Origin of the sequence: Paenibacillus sp. FSL W7-1287 (genome assembly GCF_038004245.1) — a bacterium.
Lineage (GTDB): Bacteria > Bacillota > Bacilli > Paenibacillales > Paenibacillaceae > Pristimantibacillus > Pristimantibacillus camelliae.
Map to the genome: position 1 here is coordinate 1,821,246 of NZ_JBBORD010000001.1, position 17,195 is coordinate 1,838,440.

The following is a 17,195-nucleotide window of genomic DNA, read 5'->3' on the forward strand; positions in this document are numbered from 1 at the left end:
TAACGTTACGATTTAGGGATGTCCAATCACAAGAGGAGGTAATGCTATGATTTTCATACGTTACGAAAGCTTTAAAGGGTATTTACGGAGTTATCCGATTACGGCTGCCATTGCATTTTTATGCATTGTTTGTTTTATAATTACGTTAATTCCTGCTTGGGGAAATAAAGCTTACAGCTTTGGAATGTTCGTAGCTATCACTGGCATTGATCCAATGGGACTAACAGAGCCGTGGCGCTACGTCACATCTGTGTTCCTGCATGCGGATTTCGGTCACTTATTTAAAAATATGATGATGCTCATTATATTTGCTCCACCTCTCGAGTTTGTGATGAAGAGTCGGCGTTATGTATGGTTCTACTTGCTGTGCGGAATTGGGGGAAATGCTCTCTCAGCCGTAATGAGTAATATACAAGGAGATGGCTATCATCTATCTCTAGGCGCTTCAGGAGCTATTTTCGGAGTGTTTGGTGCATATTTCTTCCTTGCAATGTTTCGTAAGCAGCTATTAGATACAGCATCGATTAGAACGATCTATATTATTTTAGTAATAAGCTTAATTACAACCTTCGTCACACCGATGATTGATGTATGGGGTCATATTGGCGGATTTATTACCGGCTTTATGCTGTACCGTTTTTTTGATCAGCTGCAAATGAACAAGCTAAAAAATAGATAAATAGTAGGAGTAGGAGAGAATTAATGATATGGAACTGCGACAGCTTTATTATTTTGTAAAGGTGGCGAAGAAAGAGCATGTTACGCAAGCTGCTGAAGAGCTTCATGTCGCGCAATCAGCGGTAAGTAGGCAGATACATCAGCTGGAAGAGGAGCTAGGTGTAAAGCTTTTCGTGCAAAAGGGAAGAAACCTGCAGTTAACACCAGTTGGTCAGCTATTTCTACGCAGAGCCGATGAAATATTAAAGGATCTTGAGCGTGCAGTGCAGGAAATTCATGAATTTCTTGACCCGGAAAAAGGCGAGATCCGCCTAGGGTTTCCGCATAGTCTCGGAATATCACTCGTTCCTCAGGTTGTGGCTGCCTTCCGAAGTCATAATCCTGATGTTCGCTTTAGGTTTAAACAAGGGATGTACCCTTCATTAATTCGTGACCTGGTTAAAGGAGAAATTGATCTTGCATTTATTTCACCAGTGCCGAACGATATCGAGCAAGTAACAGGTAAGGTACTTATTACAGAGGAGTTATTTGCAATTCTTCCTAGTAATCATCCGTTGGCCCGCAGGGAACAGGTTCGACTAGAGGAGCTGAAGACTGATCCGTTCATTATGTTTAGTGAAGGGTACTCTCTGCGTTCGCTTGTTATTAACGCTTGTGAGCAGGCTGGGTTTAAACCGAATATTGCATTCGAGGGGGAAGAGACCGAGACGATTCGGGGGCTTGTAGCGGCTGGAATGGGGGTAAGCTTGCTTCCTAAGCTTGCTGTTGAATATATATCGCCGCTTCCGATCTCGATTGTTAAGGTTGTTGATCCTGTCGTTACAAGAAATATCGGGCTCATCCATCGAACGAATGAAAAGCTGCCGCTAGTAGCAAAGGTATTTTACAATTTTTTATTAGATTACTTTGCAAAGTATACAAAGCAATAATAAAGGCGAGTGTGAACATCTATGTTGATGTTCATACTCGCCTTTTCATTATTCACGATTTTGCGTAAGGATTAAAACGAATCGAATAAGCTCGATTAAAGACAACAGTGCAGCAGCTACATAAGTCAACGCTGCGGAGTTAAGCACTTTTGCAACACCGCGCTCTTCATCACTGCGGATAAAGCCTTCAGCTACCATTAAATCTCTTGCTCGATTACTTGCATTGAACTCAACTGGCAATGTAATGAGCTGGAATAGAACGGTGATAGCGAAGAAGATAACACCGATTTGTGCAAGACCAAACATATTAAATAAGAAACCGGCAAGTAGAAGAAACGGTGCAATCCCCGATGCAAAATTCACAATTGGGAAAATTTTATGACGAGCTACCAGGAATGGATAGGATTCCTTGTGCTGAATCGCATGCCCGATTTCGTGACAAGCAACGGATATCGCGCTAATTGAACGCTCATAATATACAGGCTCTGATAAGCGTACAACACGATTGATTGGATCGTAGTGGTCAGTAAGAGCGCCTGCTACTGGTTCGATCGGGATATGCTGTAGACCATTGTTGTCCAGCATTCTTCTTGCAGCTTGATATCCCGTTAAGCCGCTTGATGCCTCTACGTCGGACCATTTCTTAAATGTTCCTTTAACTTTGAACTGTGCCCAAATTGTCAATCCGAAAGCCAAAATTAACAATATGTAGATCATAATTACATTCCTCCATAAGATGTTAATAGACGCAGTCGAGAAATCGTACAAGGATCATGTAAGTGGGAACGTTAACTATATAATTGACCCTTTGTTAATGAGGATCATTAATGCCTCCATACAAGCGGCTGTTTGTGGGAGAAGACGGGAATAAAGATGCTTCGCTTGCTTCGGCTTTAGCTGATCCAATACAGGTTCTAGCTCCTTCACTTCACGCTGCAAGGCATGCAACTGTTTCTCCAGCTCAGAAAGCTTTTGCTTGATCTCTTTCTTCGGAGAGATATGATCCCATTGCTCCAAAATGTTCTTAATCTCGTCTAACGTATATTTGTCTTTTTTTAATGATTCAATACGTTCTAATCGCTCTAAGGTTTCAACATTATATAGACGATAATTAACTTTTGACCGTTTTGCAGGCATGATCAGTCCAATCGAGGTATAATAATCAATCGTCCGTGAGCTTATATTCGCGCGTTCGGCCAATTCTCCGATGCGTAGAAGCGTTGCCTCTGTCAATATTGTTCACCGTCCTTTCTAACGTATCTTTATTATTTTAATAGGAAAGAGTGTTGCTCGTCAAATATGTATATAGGTATTTCAGCACCTTGTTACTAGCCAATTGAACTATATGTCAGCTTAGTGAAAGCTATCAATTGAATAGGAAGATATGCATTGGAATGCAAATTAAAATACAAATAATCAATTCAATACCGTCGCCATCACGGATATAATGACATTAAATCTTTCTTTTGATGTCAGTATACCTTACAAAATTGGAGTGGTGATTATGGTTAAGAAAACATTACTAGCTTTGGGTCTGCTTTCAATGGTTTTTCCTTTTGCAGCTTATGCGTCAGAGGCAGAACTGGCGAAGCTAACGATGGGTCTCGATTCATTATGGGTTATGCTCGCATTTATTCTAGTTCTACTTATGCAAGGCGGCTTCATCTTATTAGAGGCTGGTTCAACACGGATGAAAAATGCAGGTCACGTAGCTGGTAAAACTTTACTGACGGTTGGATTAGCAGCGTTAGTATATTGGGCAATTGGCTATGGCATTGCATTCGGTACAAGTGATCTAAATGCATTTATAGGATGGGGAGAGTTTTTCTTTAACCCGGCTAAGGCAGCTTTAGAAGGGGAGAGCTTCCCAGCTGCAGTATTTTTCTTATTTCAATTAGCGTTTGCAGCAATCTCATTATCCATTGCTTGGGGAGGTTTTGCTGAAAGAGCTAAGCTCGGCTCTTATATCGTATTTACATTGTTTTATGTTTCCTTTATCTACCCGATCGTTGCACATTGGATCTGGGGTGGCGGCTGGTTAGCTGATCATGGTGCGCAAGATTTTGCAGGCTCTACCGTTGTACATTTATCAGGTGCAGTAGCAGCGCTCGTTGCTACGATCCTTCTTAAGCCTCGTATAGGTAAATTTAACAAAGATGGATCACCTAATGAAATTTTAGGACATAACCAAGTATATACTGCTTTATCCGTGCTACTGCTATGGGTTGGTTGGTTTGGATTTAACGCAGGCTCGACGGTTGCGATTGACGATGGATTTTTTGCTTACGTAGGCTTTACTACGATGCTTGCGGCTGGTGCTGGTGGTGTTGCTGCAATGCTTATCTCTTGGATTGTTGGAGGTAAAGCAGATATTACGACAATGTTGAATGGTGTGCTTGCTGGTTTGGTAGCTATTACAGCTTCCTGTGCATTTGTTGATCCGTGGGCTGCAGTCGTTATCGGTCTAATTGCTGGCGTGCTAGTGTTTTACAGTGTGAAGCTGTTCGAGAAGCTTAAAATTGACGATCCAATTTACGCGCTTTCCGTTCATGGTATGGCAGGGATTTGGGGTACGCTTGCTAACGGTATTTTCGCAACACAAGAGCTTGCAGAAAAAGTTGGAGTTGGTCAAGGCGGCTTAATCGACACAGGAAGCTTCAAACAGCTGTGGGTACAAATCGAGTCAGTCGTATTTGCAGGAGTATTTGTTGCCGTTGCATCCTTTATCGTACTAGGTGTAATGAAGGCGATTATGGGCTTCCGTGTTACTGAAGAGCAAGAAATTATCGGGCTTGACCTATCAGAGCATGGTGTCTATGGATACCCTGAACAAATGAGTAAGACTGAAAAAGTATAGGCTGTCGGTGGTCATCTCTGCCTCTAATTATGTTTAGCTTATGTTATTGTATTGCGGTTAGTAGAGAGATATAGGTTGTTCATTAAAATATGCTGGGAGTCGATCGCGTTGGATGCTGGTTACTATGCAGAGCTTAAAGATAATATTATACAGGCTGATCAGCTCCTTCAGCTGCGGCGCATAAGAGATCGATTCCAGCACGCAATACAGCCAGCGGAGCAAACATGGAGTGAGAGCAGCAGCGTTGCACAATATAACGCTTGTATTAATGAACTTCACGACGCGCTGATCTCTAGAACCATTAAGATTGCAGAACGCAGCATGACAGGAGAAGGACTCGGTCCTCCTCCTGTCTCTTATTGCTACTTATTGCTTGGCAGTGCTGGGCGAAGTGAGCAAACGCTCGCAAGTGATCAAGACAGTGCACTCATCTATGCAGATCATGAATCAGCTGATGAAGTGAAGATGTATTTTTTAGCTTTCGCTCAAAAAATCGTAACGATGCTGACTGAGCTTGGTTATCCACCTTGTGAAGGTAAGGTCCAAAGTGATCAACGTTTATGGTGCCAATCAGAGACAGAATGGATCGACCAGCTTAATCATTGGTTTTCTGATGCCAGCTGGGAATCAGTGCGCTATTTATTGATCGTAGCAGATGGCCGTAGTATTGCTGGAAGCAGCTTGCTGCAAGAACGTGTTAGAGCGAGCTATGAACAAGGGATTATTCAGCATCCTCCTATACTTGAGCGTATGATCGATAATACGCTACATCATAAAGTGCTTCTAGGGATGCTAGGACAATTTATTACCGATCGATACGGAGAGGCAGCCGGCAGCATTGATGTAAAGTATGGCGCCTATATTCCAATGGTAAATTCAATCCGGTGGTTAGCATTGAGAGCAAACATAAGAGAAACGTCAACGCTATCCAGATTGGAGCAATTGTATCAGCAAGGCATTATAACAGAGAATGATTACTTCTCGTATCGTGATGCTTTTCTACAAATACTCGCACTTAGGCTAATGGCGGGCTTTCACACCGAGAATAATCAATATAAAGGGAATAGCAAGCTATATCTGAGCAAAATAGATAAAAGAGAAAAAAGAAAACTGAAGCATAATTTAAAGCTGGGGAAGAAGATGCAGAGGCTCGTATTGATGAAATTTGCAGCATATAAGTAGGATGGTGCTATAGATGAAGGAACCAAGCGGGATAGGGAAAATGTGGAATTTGTATAAGCTAGGTGGAATTACACCCGCCATTGCTTCCGTTCTAGGCGCTAACCATGCTCAGCAGATGGCACAAATAAGAAGCTTGAACCGTTTGCAGCAGAAGACAAACGCTTGGGATAAAAAGCTGACTGAGCTTGACATCGTTGTTTTTGATTTAGAAACGACAGGCTTTAGTGTAACGAATGGCGATGCCATCATATCGTTCGGTGCAGTTGCAGTGAGAGATGGTTGTATAAGGGAAGAGGAGAGCTTTTATTCATTAGTGAATCCTAAACGATCCATTCCTTCAACGATAACGGAGCTGACAGGGATAACGAACGAAATGGCTCAACAGGCAGAGGAGCTGATTGATGTACTCAGCGCATTTATGCAGTTTGTTGGCAAACGGGTGCTTGTTGCTCATGCATCAGGTCATGATAAAAAATTCCTTAATCAAGCGCTGTGGAAAACGTCAAAAACAAGCCTTAATCACCGCGTAATTGATACGATGATGCTTGCTAAATGGTTAGAGCCGTCTTTGCCCCAATATGATCTGGATTCCTTACTACAAAGGCACCAAATTCCTATCCACAATCGTCATCATGCGTACTCCGATGCTTGGATGACTGCCCATCTGTGGCTAAACTATATCCAAGCAATTAAAGAGAAGAAACCAAACATCAATACGTTAGGAGATTTGTATGCATATTTAAGCCAGCATTAGTGGACAGTCCCAGAATCGATTTGCCGCATGATCAAAGCGGTAGAATTGAAGCTGTGGTCTGTCTATTTGTTTTAAACTAACAATCGCATAAATTAATTGGTGATCGATAAAGCCTTCGATATCTGCTTGAGATGGACTAGCTTCTTCAGCTGGATGGGAATGGAAGATGCCAACGACATGGTGACCGGACTGTATCGCCGAAAAATAATGATGCACCCACTGCTCAGCATCGAACAGAAAGGCCTGTTCAGCGGCTTCGTGACGATTCACAATCGGCTGGAAATCTATAATCATGTCGCTATCAGTCGCAGCGAGCAGCAAGCCGCAGGCCTCGTATGGTAGCTGCTGTGCACAATAGTCAATGATTCGCTTTGTACAGCTTTTCGTAATAGATGAAACTCTGTTATTGCTCGTACTGATGATAGTCCTCTCCCTTCATATAGAATTGAACTGATGAACAGTAGAGGGGGCCTCTATTAGCCAAGTATAGCAAAATTAACGATTGCATACACTAATACTATACGGATTCGAAGCGAAGCTTGAAGCGCTTATCGCTTCCATGATAGTATTAACTATAGTATAGACAGAGGAAAGGGCAGACTATGAAAAAGATTTCTTCTATTCTTGTTATTGCATTACTACTTGGCGGATTTGCAATTTACGAGTTTGTTCAATCAGGCAAGCAATCCTCAACTAGTGCACAATCGATAGCCATGCAGACGTTTAAGCCGAAGGCAGGGGAGCTTTCATTTACTAATGAGCTGCCTAATCTTAATGATGTTCCAATTAGCTTTGGCGGAGAGCAAGAGGGCAAGCTTCAGCTCATCAATTTCTGGGCTTCCTGGTGTGGTCCTTGTGAACTTGAGGCGCCGGATTTACAGAAGCTGCATCAGAAGTATGGTGATAAGCTTGCGATGTTCGGTGTGAATGCGACGGATACAGATAATGAAAGACAAGCGAGAAAATTTGTAGACGATTTTGGCTTCACCTTCGAGGTACTGTTTGATCGCGATGGCGATATTACGAAGCTGTACCGCGTGAATACATTTCCTACAAGCTTCATCATCGATGATGAGGGCGTAATAAAAGAAAGAATCAATGGAGTCATTACGCTTGAGCAGTGGGAAAAGATCATAGACTCACATCTAATAAATTTATAAATATGTTTAAAGGCGTGTATTACGGAAGCTGTACGGACTCTATAGTCGGTAACAGCAATCTGTAATACACGCCTTATTATTTTGCAGAAAAGCAAGTATTGCTCGACAAAGTTAAATGTTCGTTAATCCAACAAAATCTTGTGAAACTTGTGCAGGTGCATCAATATTGACCTTCTGCAAACTGAGGAGAGCGTAATGTAGGCTGTCCACAATAGCATCCCAGCTAGCGTCAATCACGTTGCCTGACAGACCGACAGTATTCCAGCTATGCTGTTTACCGGTTGATTCAACGAGCACACGTACCTTCGCAGCCGTAGCATCTGTTTCATCGATAACACGTACTTTATAGTCAGTAAGATAAACATGCTCGATATCTGGATAATGCTGAGCTAAAGCCTTGCGTAATGCAGTGTCAAGTGCGTTAACTGGCCCATTTCCTTCAGCAACCGTATAAATTTGCTTGCCATCAATATTGATCTTTACTACAGCCTCAGAGATAATCTGATCCTGCTTGCTTTCCGTATGGACTTTATAGGATTCCACCTGGAATGCCGGCTTCCAATCCCCGAAAGCTTTGCGAAGCAGAAGCTCTAGTGAAGCGTCTGCAGCTTCAAACTGATAGCCTTCATGCTCTAACTGTTTAATATGATCCATAATTTTTTTCGTTTTTTCGTTATTCGTATTCACGTTAAGTCCAAGTGCACTAGCTTTTGAAATAATGTTGCTTTGTCCTGCAAGCTCAGAAACAAGCACGCGCTGCTTATTACCGACCAGCTCAGGAACAATATGCTCATACGTCGAAGAATCCTTCATGATGGCAGATACATGGATGCCGCCTTTATGAGCAAATGCCGCATTTCCAACATAAGGCTGCCCTACTGGCATATGAACGTTAGCCACCTCACTAATATAGCGAGCGGTATTCGTCAGCATAGCTAGTTTTTCTGGTGGCAGAACATTATGGTTCATTTTTAATTGAAGGTTAGGAATGATCGAGCATAGATTTGCGTTACCACAACGCTCGCCATACCCATTAATCGTTCCTTGTACTTGTGTTGCACCCGCATTTACAGCAGCTAGCGTATTGGCAACCGCAAGCTCACAGTCATTGTGTGTATGAATGCCGATAGGCATGTCCAGTTCTTCCTTGACGCGCTGCACAATATCCGCAATTTCATTAGGCATAGTACCGCCATTCGTATCACATAATACAAGCCAGTCCGCACCGCCTTGCTTGGCTGCATGTAAGGCTGCAAGAGCGTACTCGGGATTGTTTTTGTAGCCGTCAAAAAAATGCTCAGCATCGTACATCGCTTCAATTCCGTTACGCTTCAAAAATGCAAATGAATCTTGAATCATCGCTAAATTCTCTTCCAGCGTCGTTTGGAGAGCGATATGTACATGGAAATCCCATGCCTTACCTACAAGGGTAGCTGCCGGAACGCCTGATTCAACAATTTTTAAGAGGCTCGTATCGTGCTCAGCAATACTATTTTTCCGACGTGTGCTTCCGAATGCAGTTAGCTTAGCGTTTAGATTCAATGATTTTACACGTTGGAAAAATTCGATATCTTTACCGTTACTGCCTGGATTGCCGCCTTCAATATAGTGAACGCCTAATTGATCTAGCTTTTTGGCGATTTTTAATTTATCATCTGCGGACAGGCTGATCCCTTCTCCTTGAGTGCCGTCACGCAGCGTAGTGTCAAAAATAAAGATGTTCGATGACATAAAAAAAATGACGCCTCCTTCTCTGATAGCAAGTACACAAACATTATTGGTTTATTATATCACTATATAACTGTAAAGTGATAGCATCGTGTAAAAATATACGTAGCAATGTACGAATTATGCATAGGGGAATTATGCAAGTATAGCAAGAGATAGGTTCATACGAACGTTTGTGCTATAATTATATGAAGAGACATCAAAGTATAGACATAAATTGTTGCAAATGGTGACGAGGTGAGCGGCTTGGCAAACGTTCAAGATTACTATCCTTCGAACGGAAGGGTAATATTGCATATAGATATGAATGCCTTTTACTGTTCCGTGCATAGTGCTGATGATCCTCAGCAGTATAAAGGAAAGGCAACGGCTGTTTCCGGTAGCGTGGAGAAAAGAAAAGGAATTATCGTTACATGCTCTTACGAGGCGAGAAAGCTTGGTATTCGTACGGGGATGAATGTAAGAGAGGCTCAAAGAATTGCGCCTGATTTAATCTTTATCTCACCTAATTTTGATCTATATCGTCAATACTCGAAGCAATTTATGAAAATTGCTTATCAATATACACCAGTTATCGAGCAGGTTTCCATTGATGAGTGCTATCTCGATATAACTGGCTCTAAGATATTCGGCACGCCATTAGATATTGCTCATACAATTCAGCAGAGAATTGCTCAGGAGCTTTCATTGCCATGCTCTATCGGAATTGCACCGAATAAGCTGCTGGCAAAAATGGCATCTGATATGAAAAAACCTAACGGTATAACGGTTCTACGAAAAAGAGATGTTCCTAAGCTACTGTGGAATAAGCCTTGTCAGGAGCTTTTCGGGATCGGTGCGAAGACGGCTGAGAAGCTTAAAAAGCTTCATATCAACACAATAGGAGAGCTTGCTGCCGCTGATGATCAGCTGCTTTTGAAGTCCTTTGGGGTGATAGGTGGCTGGATGAAGGCAGCTGCCAATGGAATCGACGATAGCGAAGTGAAATCTGAACAAGAAGCAAGTAAATCAATCGGACATACAACAACTTTACCAGTTGATCTAACGAATATCGACGATATAAATCGCGTATTACTAAACCTGTCCGATCAAACAACTCGCAGATTAAGGCGTCAGCGATTAGTTGCTTCGACCGTACAAATTACGATTCGTAGGCCAGATATGTCGACAATTACCCGTTCTTATACGATGCCTGTCCCCACGCATAATTTAGAACAAGTGTATAAGCATGCTCAGCAGCTGTTTGAAAAGCATTGGGTGATCGGCGAACCCGTCAGATTGTTAGGCGTTACGCTGCAGAACCTAAAGGCTGAGTATGAAGCAGCGATTCAGCTTGATTTATTTAATTATGAGGAAGAGCCTAAGAAGGAAGCACTAACTAAAGTAATGGATCAGCTAAGAGATAAATTTGGTGAACATGCCGTTCTAACGGCTGGAATGTTAAGCGATGACCCTTCCAGTCTGATTCGCAATAAAAAAATACGGGGAACATCATTGGAAAAATTAGATCGGGATTATTTAGAATAAGTTGGTACGTAGTACACAATCGCCTGTATTTTGTGATATAATAACTTTTGGTATATATACAGAATTCATGGTTACATGTTTTTTTGTTGTGATAGAACTAGGAGGGAATAGCGTTGGCTAAATTTACATGGGTAGAAAAAGACACTTGCATCGCATGTGGTGCATGTGGGGCTACTGCACCAGACATCTATGACTATGATGATGAAGGGCTAGCCGAAGTGATTTTTAATGGAGATAACAATAGAGGGATTACAGAAATCCCTGAAGATATGTACGAAGATATGCAGGATGCTTGTGACGGATGTCCAACAGACTCTATCCACATTTCGGACGAACCGTTTAACGAAGAATAATAAAGCTTAAGAGGCAGTGTAGATGTTGCGTATGTTACGTCTATGCTGTTTTTTTGTTTACAAATATTGGATATTATTGTAAGCTGAAGTATGCCTGATTATCAGAGGTGGTACGATGAGCAATTTTCGCAAGCGAGACTACATCATTTCGTTTATTATAATGCTTGGGCTTAGTTTGTATGACAAAAAGGAATAAGTTATAAAAAGCTGCATGACCTGTCTCTTGTTAGGGGCTGATCACGCAGCTTTCTTATGCTTAATATTATGAGAAGATAATAATGAGAGCAGCAAGGATGACGATGACAGCTCCAGCTACGCCCGCTGTCCAATATATCGCTTTTTTATTCACTTCTTCTTGTTGCTTTTGTTTCATTGTTGCTGGCTTGCGTTTTGGTGCGCTCATATTTAATCAACCTTTCTATCGCAAATTTGTCTCTATAGGCTTATTGTAATGGTTTTCCATAGGACTGGCAATATGAAGGCGCTAACATGAATGGAAGAACAATACTTTCTTTTTATGAGCAAAAACGATAAACTGAAAGATAGAGATTATTTACTTGAAACGGAGTGGACATGTTGTTATATAGAAAAATTTTAAAGCCATTTTTCTTCAAAATGGATCCAGAGAAAGCACATCATCTCGTTATCGATGGGTTATCTATGGCAGGGAAGGTTCCCGGTGGGTTGTCAGTAATGAATGGGATGTATGGAGTAAAGCCATCAGCAGAGCTTAAGGTCAAGCTATTGGATATGGAGTTTATGCATCCGATTGGTTTAGCCGCAGGCTTGGATAAGAATGGAGTGGCTACGGATGGATTTTCAAATATTGGCTTTGCATTTGTAGAAGCTGGTACAGTAACACCTAAGCCGCAGCCTGGTAATGAGCAGCCGCGGCTATTTCGCTTGCCACCAGATGAGGCATTGATTAATCGAATGGGCTTTAATAATTATGGTGCCGAGGAGATGGCAAAAGCACTGCAGCGTCGAAAGAATCGCAGTATTCCAGTAGCTGTCAACATCGGAAAAAATAAAATAACAGCTAATGAGCTTGCCTATGAGGATTATCGCTCTTGCATAAGAACATTATATGATCATGGTGATTTTTTTGTCGTCAATATAAGCTCTCCCAATACGCAAGGTCTTCGCGACCTGCAGCATGGGAATGAGCTACATAATTTGCTCGTACATGTTTGTGAAGAAATGGAAATCCAAGCAGATCAGCGTCAAGCAAAGATAAAGCCAATCTTTGTGAAGATTGCTCCTGATATGTCGGATGATCAGCTAGAGCATACCGTACAAACGATTAAAGACAGTAATATCAACGGAATTATTGCAACGAATACGACACTATCAAGGGAAGGACTATCCCATCCAAACCAAGGAGAGACAGGTGGTCTGAGCGGAGTGCCGTTGAGAGAGCGTTCTACAGAGGTCATCCGCAGCGTGTACAAGCTTACAGAAGGAAAACTTCCAATCATCGGCTCAGGTGGAATCTTTACTGCTCAAGATGCATACGATAAAATTCGAGCAGGAGCATCGATGGTTGAGGTTTATACTGCATTAATTTATAAGGGACCAGCATTGCTTCAAGAGCTTACTTCAGGGCTAAAGGAATGCATGCGTAAAGACGGCTTCTCTAATATTATGGAAGCAATCGGTGCAGATCATAAATAAAGATGAATACAGGAGGCGGCCAAATGGACGGTAGAGATTGGAGTCTATTTTTGCAGCCATACGAACAGGCAGTTGAAGAGCTTAAGGTTAAATTCAAGACAATGCGAACTGAGCTTAAAAGTCGCGAAGACTATGCGCCGATTGAATTTGTTACCGGTCGAGTAAAGCGAATTTCAAGTATTTTAGATAAAGCAAAACGATTAAATGTCAGCGACGATCGATTGCATCTAGGGATCGAGGACATTGCTGGTATACGTATTATGTGTCAGTTTGTAGATGATATTTACCGAGTGGCATCTCTCATTCGTATGCGCAAGGATTTAAAGCTAGTTTATGAGAAGGATTATATAACTAATTATAAGGAAAGCGGTTATCGCAGCTATCATATGATTATTGAGTATCCTGTTCAAACCGCATTAGGTCATACATTAATTTTAGCAGAGATCCAAATTAGAACGCTGGCCATGAATTTTTGGGCAACGATTGAGCATTCGTTAAATTACAAATATAAGAAGGATTTGCCAGAGGATGTTAAGGATCGACTGCAGAAGGCAGCAGAAGCAGCGAATTTGTTAGACAATGAGATGACGACGATAAGAAAAGAAATACTAGATGCGCAAATGAAGTTTGAAGAAAACTCCAGCTGTGTGGCAACGATATTATCGGGTATTCAGAAGCTTTACTCCTTTCACCAGGTAAGGCTTGCCGCACAGTATCAAAATAAGTTCAACGAGCTGTTCGACTTGGAGGACTATGAAGCGTTAGAGCAGCTTTCATTAGAGCTAGTTGCAGATATTGCACAAGCAAGAAAAAACAATCCGCTCTAAACAAAAGCACGGGATCTCATCAGTGAGATCCCGTGCTTTAGCTTTATAGATGAATTAATGTTTAAACTGCTCGTCAATTGCAAGCTTGATTTCTTCTAGGCTGCTTCCCGAGTCAGCCATTTCTACTACAAGCTGCAGTTCTTGCTTACAGATCCCGCAGGTTGTACTGTGATCGGTCCAGGTAATTGGTCCGTCATCTGACTGCTCAACCATATAGCACCTCAGTAACGAATCATGAGGCTCGTCAATGTCGGTCCCGTCCATACATCCGCAATAGCAAGGAAGCTCGTGCATATGATGTGCATGATCTACGACTTCACCATATAGTGAAGTAGTAAGCTCTGTTTGCTGCTCTAGAAATTGAGGCAGCTCCTCGGCAGAGGCCGTCGTCTCCCACGTCTCTGAGCCTACTTGATGCACGTGAGTGGATTCCTTCTCACTCAAGCTGCAGGCAGCAAGAAATGTAATGATTGCAAAGCCAAGCAAAAATAAATACATGAGACTTGAATGCTTGGACGACTGTTGCTCATGCTGATCAGCATCAACATTCATATCGTTCATTCCCTACTCCTTTTCTTAGCCTTTGTATTTTTCAAAAAATGCTCGGAATTCTTCCAAGCTCGAACCTTGATTAGAGCCTTCTACTGTTACACCACCGACGATGCGTTCTTTCTCAACACCATCTTCGAAGTAGATTAACGTTGGTGTGAATTCCACATTATATTTTGTTTGATACTCAGGGAACTCCAGTACATTAAACTGATGCATTTCTACGCCAAGCTCATTAACAATTGGCATAATTTGTGGTGTTGTTTGTTTACAGTAGATGCATGTGGAAGAAAACATATAAACGATAAAATCTTCCTTATTTTCAACCTTTTCATCGAGCGCTGCAGGTAATATAATATTCTGGTAATTCTCGTCTTTCAAAAGTTCACGAGTAGCTGGATTCAACTCGCTTGACGGCTTGCCGTAAAGAGCATTGTCCGGTTCGAGGTTGTTGATGACGACGATACCAACGAGCAATAGAACGATGATGCCAATGTAAATAAACACCGTCTTATTTTTTTTCTTTTTTTTGTTCACAGGCTTGTTACCTCCGAATAATAGGATTATAAGTGATAAGTCTCTTACTTTTTTATATTATACACGAAAACTATAGTAGATGAAAATTTTCTACAGCTAATGGGGGTTATGCATGAAGATAGATCTGCCAGACATGTTTGTTCAAAAAATGAAGCTGCTGCTCGGTGAAGAATATGAGCAGTTTATAGCTTCCTATAATGAGCATCGCTATTACGGATTACGACTAAATGAACTGAAAATTAAAGTCTCGGAATGGGGATCGTTACCAGAGGATACGCAAACCTACCAAGCTCAGATTCCTTGGTGTGAGAGTGCCTATTACTACAATGAAGATATACGCCCAGGGAAGCATCCATATTACCATGCAGGCTTATATTACATTCAAGAGCCAAGTGCAATGGTTCCTGTAGAGCTGCTTGATGTTCAGCCAGGTCATAGAGTGCTAGATTTGTGTGCCGCTCCAGGCGGTAAATCAACACAGATCGCATCCAAGCTTCAGCAGCAAGGTACATTAGTGAGTAATGACATTGCGACAGAGCGTTTGAAGCCGTTAATTAAAAATCTTGAGCTAGCAGGGGTTCGTAACGCAGTTGTGCTAAATGAGCATCCCGCCAATATCGCTAAACGATTTATCGGCTGGTTCGATCGAATTCTCGTTGATGCACCATGCTCAGGTGAAGGTATGTTTAGAAAGCAGCCTGCAATGATTGAGGAGTGGAACTCCTATTCTGTTGAACGTTGCTCTAATATGCAACGTGAAATACTAGAAGAGCTTGCTTTAATGCTTGCACCAGGTGGACGTATGGTATACTCAACCTGTACGTTCTCGCCAGAAGAGAACGAAGAGCAAATTGCACAATTCATTGCACAGCATCCTGAATTTAGTATCGTTCCAATTGAGCCGAAATATGGATGGACCAGCGGTAAGCCACAATGGGTGTCAGCAGAGACAAAAGCAATGCTTGACGAGGAGCAGCTGCAAAGCATTGCAGGGACAATTCGTTTATGGCCTCACCATATGAAGGGGGAAGGGCATTTTGTAGCCGTGTTGAGGAAACAAGGGGAACCATATATCCCACCTCAGCAAGCAGATCAGGAATTGAGCGAGCTTCGTATTGCTTGGCCTGAGCCTTTTCACAACAATGAGCACAATCGTTATCAATCGAAACCTAAAGCTAAGCAAGCGGTACAAAAACAACAGTCAAAAAACTCAAAAACTACAGAGATAAATTTGCAAATGCTATGGCAGCAGTTTCAGCAGGATAATGTGCTGCTTACAGGGTATGAGCCCATGCGAGCGGTATTAATAGGTGATAGAGTTTTTGTACAGCCCTACGAGCTGCCTAATCTTGACGGCTTAAAGGTTGCGCGTGCAGGCTGGATGATCGGAGAGATTAAAAATAATAAATTCCTTCCCTATCATCCACTTGCAATGGGTATTCGACCAGAAGAGGCGACACGTGTGCTTTCACTCTCCCCTGATAGTGAGCTGCTGCTGCGATATCTAAGAGGTGAAACGATATTTGTTAAGGAAGAGCAGCTGCAGATTAATGGAGAACTGAAATGCAATGGCTTTGTGTTGGTTTGCGTAAATCGATTTCCAGTCGGATTCGGAAAGTACATGGATGGCATGATAAAAAATGAGCTTCCAGCAGGTTGGAGGATGATGTAATTGAGTGAGAAGCTTCGGGTGGATAAACTGCTCGCACATGCAGGGTACGGTACACGAAGTGAGATTAAGAAGGCAGTAAAGCAGGGGAGAGTACTTGTCAATGAACAGAAAATAAAGGATAGCGGGATCATCGTTAATCCAGCAGTTGACATCGTTGCCTTTGATGGTGAGATTGTTAGCTATCGTTCGGTCATTTATATTATGCTGAATAAGCCCCAAGGAGTTATTTCAGCTACGGAGGATGGACGTGAACGTACGGTCATTGATTTGCTTGATCCAGAAGATGTGCTGTTAAAGCCATTTCCTGTTGGTCGTCTTGATAAAGATACGACAGGGCTGTTGCTGCTTACGAATGATGGACAGCTGGCACATGAGCTGTTATCCCCGAAAAAGCATGTAGATAAAACGTATGAGGCTTGTGTTCTAGGAAAGGTAACGGTGGAGGATCAGCTTGCTTTTGAGCAAGGCGTTACGTTGGATGATGGCTACGTTACTCGACCGGCTAAGCTAACTATTCTATCACATGAAGAGCGTGAGGACGATGTAATCAGCTGGATAAGACTAACGATAACAGAAGGGAAATTCCATCAGGTCAAACGCATGTTTCAGAGCGTTGGCAAGAAGGTGCTAACGCTTAATCGCATATCGATGGGATCGCTTGAGCTTGACCCAGCATTAGCGCTTGGTCACTATCGTGAGCTAACTGATGAAGAAGTCGAGCTGCTTAAGCAGCATCGTGCAAAGTGATAATCTAAATTTCAGTGATCG

At 42.2% G+C, this 17,195-nt stretch carries 19 protein-coding genes; 12 read left to right on the forward strand and 7 right to left on the reverse strand.

The window, feature by feature from the left end:
* Positions 1–46: 46 nt before the first annotated feature.
* Positions 47–679, forward strand: coding sequence for a rhomboid family intramembrane serine protease (locus NSQ99_RS08120; RefSeq protein ID WP_251670465.1), 633 nt, complete (start codon positions 47–49; stop codon positions 677–679).
* A gap of 28 nt (positions 680–707) precedes the next feature.
* A complete protein-coding gene (locus NSQ99_RS08125; protein ID WP_251670467.1) occupies positions 708–1,607 on the forward strand; it encodes a LysR family transcriptional regulator in 900 nt (299 codons plus the stop codon).
* A 48-nt stretch (positions 1,608–1,655) separates the two neighbouring features.
* Here NSQ99_RS08125 and NSQ99_RS08130 read toward each other — a convergent pair whose 3' ends face one another.
* Together NSQ99_RS08130 and NSQ99_RS08135 are read right to left on the reverse strand one after the other, a co-directional pair.
* Positions 1,656–2,324, reverse strand: a complete 669-nt coding sequence (locus NSQ99_RS08130) for a zinc metallopeptidase (protein WP_251670469.1) — start codon at positions 2,322–2,324, stop codon at positions 1,656–1,658.
* Positions 2,325–2,399: 75 nt separating this feature from the next.
* Positions 2,400–2,840 (reverse strand): MerR family transcriptional regulator, encoded by a 441-nt coding sequence (locus NSQ99_RS08135; protein ID WP_251670477.1) that lies wholly within the window; start codon positions 2,838–2,840, stop codon positions 2,400–2,402.
* Between the two features lie 271 nt (positions 2,841–3,111).
* Between NSQ99_RS08135 and NSQ99_RS08140 the strand changes: the two genes are divergently transcribed.
* From NSQ99_RS08140 to NSQ99_RS08150, 3 genes are all read left to right on the forward strand, one after another.
* Positions 3,112–4,464, forward strand: a complete 1,353-nt coding sequence (locus NSQ99_RS08140) for an ammonium transporter (protein WP_251670479.1) — start codon at positions 3,112–3,114, stop codon at positions 4,462–4,464.
* Between the two features lie 75 nt (positions 4,465–4,539).
* Positions 4,540–5,646, forward strand: coding sequence for a DUF294 nucleotidyltransferase-like domain-containing protein (locus tag NSQ99_RS08145; RefSeq protein WP_340836112.1), 1,107 nt, complete (start codon positions 4,540–4,542; stop codon positions 5,644–5,646).
* 13 nt (positions 5,647–5,659) lie between these two features.
* A complete protein-coding gene (locus NSQ99_RS08150) occupies positions 5,660–6,400 on the forward strand; it encodes an exonuclease domain-containing protein (RefSeq protein ID WP_251670483.1) in 741 nt (246 codons plus the stop codon).
* On the opposite strand, the gene NSQ99_RS08155 is transcribed toward NSQ99_RS08150, so the two are convergent.
* Complete coding sequence (locus NSQ99_RS08155; protein WP_340838762.1) at positions 6,386–6,823, reverse strand: M67 family metallopeptidase; 438 nt, start codon at positions 6,821–6,823, stop codon at positions 6,386–6,388. The genes NSQ99_RS08150 and NSQ99_RS08155 overlap by 15 nt on opposite strands.
* 179 nt (positions 6,824–7,002) lie before the next feature.
* On the opposite strand from NSQ99_RS08155, the gene NSQ99_RS08160 reads away from it, so the two are divergent.
* Complete coding sequence (locus tag NSQ99_RS08160; RefSeq protein WP_340836113.1) at positions 7,003–7,560, forward strand: TlpA family protein disulfide reductase; 558 nt, start codon at positions 7,003–7,005, stop codon at positions 7,558–7,560.
* Positions 7,561–7,671: 111 nt separating this feature from the next.
* On the opposite strand, the gene cimA is transcribed toward NSQ99_RS08160, so the two are convergent.
* Complete coding sequence (gene cimA / locus NSQ99_RS08165) at positions 7,672–9,291, reverse strand: citramalate synthase (RefSeq protein ID WP_340836115.1); 1,620 nt, start codon at positions 9,289–9,291, stop codon at positions 7,672–7,674.
* A 243-nt stretch (positions 9,292–9,534) separates the two neighbouring features.
* On the opposite strand from cimA, the gene NSQ99_RS08170 reads away from it, so the two are divergent.
* Positions 9,535–10,815, forward strand: a complete 1,281-nt coding sequence (locus tag NSQ99_RS08170) for a DNA polymerase IV (protein WP_251670491.1) — start codon at positions 9,535–9,537, stop codon at positions 10,813–10,815.
* A gap of 113 nt (positions 10,816–10,928) precedes the next feature.
* The gene (locus NSQ99_RS08175; RefSeq protein WP_251670492.1) at positions 10,929–11,168 is read left to right on the forward strand and encodes a ferredoxin; all 240 of its coding nucleotides are present in this window, start codon (positions 10,929–10,931) and stop codon (positions 11,166–11,168) included.
* 262 nt (positions 11,169–11,430) lie between these two features.
* On the opposite strand, the gene NSQ99_RS08180 is transcribed toward NSQ99_RS08175, so the two are convergent.
* The gene (locus NSQ99_RS08180) at positions 11,431–11,571 is read right to left on the reverse strand and encodes a hypothetical protein (protein ID WP_251670496.1); all 141 of its coding nucleotides are present in this window, start codon (positions 11,569–11,571) and stop codon (positions 11,431–11,433) included.
* 173 nt (positions 11,572–11,744) lie between these two features.
* Between NSQ99_RS08180 and NSQ99_RS08185 the strand changes: the two genes are divergently transcribed.
* Both NSQ99_RS08185 and NSQ99_RS08190 read left to right on the forward strand, forming a co-directional pair.
* Positions 11,745–12,842 (forward strand): quinone-dependent dihydroorotate dehydrogenase, encoded by a 1,098-nt coding sequence (locus NSQ99_RS08185; protein ID WP_340838763.1) that lies wholly within the window; start codon positions 11,745–11,747, stop codon positions 12,840–12,842.
* Between the two features lie 23 nt (positions 12,843–12,865).
* Positions 12,866–13,669 carry a GTP pyrophosphokinase gene (locus tag NSQ99_RS08190; protein WP_251670497.1) on the forward strand — a complete coding sequence of 268 codons (804 nt, stop codon included), beginning with the start codon at positions 12,866–12,868 and terminating at the stop codon, positions 13,667–13,669.
* A gap of 54 nt (positions 13,670–13,723) precedes the next feature.
* On the opposite strand, the gene NSQ99_RS08195 is transcribed toward NSQ99_RS08190, so the two are convergent.
* Together NSQ99_RS08195 and NSQ99_RS08200 are read right to left on the reverse strand one after the other, a co-directional pair.
* Positions 13,724–14,230, reverse strand: a complete 507-nt coding sequence (locus tag NSQ99_RS08195; protein WP_340836119.1) for a PCYCGC motif-containing (lipo)protein — start codon at positions 14,228–14,230, stop codon at positions 13,724–13,726.
* A 15-nt stretch (positions 14,231–14,245) separates the two neighbouring features.
* A complete protein-coding gene (locus tag NSQ99_RS08200) occupies positions 14,246–14,755 on the reverse strand; it encodes a thioredoxin family protein (protein WP_251670501.1) in 510 nt (169 codons plus the stop codon).
* A 112-nt stretch (positions 14,756–14,867) separates the two neighbouring features.
* On the opposite strand from NSQ99_RS08200, the gene NSQ99_RS08205 reads away from it, so the two are divergent.
* A complete protein-coding gene (locus NSQ99_RS08205) occupies positions 14,868–16,427 on the forward strand; it encodes an RsmB/NOP family class I SAM-dependent RNA methyltransferase (RefSeq protein ID WP_340836122.1) in 1,560 nt (519 codons plus the stop codon).
* Complete coding sequence (locus tag NSQ99_RS08210; protein ID WP_340836123.1) at positions 16,428–17,174, forward strand: pseudouridine synthase; 747 nt, start codon at positions 16,428–16,430, stop codon at positions 17,172–17,174.
* The last annotated feature ends 21 nt before the right edge of the window (positions 17,175–17,195 follow it).

What these genes read in the sequence shown, in the direction of transcription:
- NSQ99_RS08120 (WP_251670465.1), top strand. Translation starts at nt 47, where the DNA reads ATGATTTTCATACGTTACGAAAGCTTTAAAGGGTATTTACGGAGTTAT.
- NSQ99_RS08125 (WP_251670467.1), top strand. Translation starts at nt 708, where the DNA reads ATGGAACTGCGACAGCTTTATTATTTTGTAAAGGTGGCGAAGAAAGAG.
- NSQ99_RS08130 (WP_251670469.1), bottom strand. Translation starts at nt 2,324, where the DNA reads ATGATCTACATATTGTTAATTTTGGCTTTCGGATTGACAATTTGGGCA.
- NSQ99_RS08140 (WP_251670479.1), top strand. Translation starts at nt 3,112, where the DNA reads ATGGTTAAGAAAACATTACTAGCTTTGGGTCTGCTTTCAATGGTTTTT.
- NSQ99_RS08150 (WP_251670483.1), top strand. Translation starts at nt 5,660, where the DNA reads ATGAAGGAACCAAGCGGGATAGGGAAAATGTGGAATTTGTATAAGCTA.
- NSQ99_RS08160 (WP_340836113.1), top strand. Translation starts at nt 7,003, where the DNA reads ATGAAAAAGATTTCTTCTATTCTTGTTATTGCATTACTACTTGGCGGA.
- cimA (WP_340836115.1), bottom strand. Translation starts at nt 9,291, where the DNA reads ATGTCATCGAACATCTTTATTTTTGACACTACGCTGCGTGACGGCACT.
- NSQ99_RS08180 (WP_251670496.1), bottom strand. Translation starts at nt 11,571, where the DNA reads ATGAGCGCACCAAAACGCAAGCCAGCAACAATGAAACAAAAGCAACAA.
- NSQ99_RS08190 (WP_251670497.1), top strand. Translation starts at nt 12,866, where the DNA reads ATGGACGGTAGAGATTGGAGTCTATTTTTGCAGCCATACGAACAGGCA.
- NSQ99_RS08195 (WP_340836119.1), bottom strand. Translation starts at nt 14,230, where the DNA reads ATGAACGATATGAATGTTGATGCTGATCAGCATGAGCAACAGTCGTCC.
- NSQ99_RS08205 (WP_340836122.1), top strand. Translation starts at nt 14,868, where the DNA reads ATGAAGATAGATCTGCCAGACATGTTTGTTCAAAAAATGAAGCTGCTG.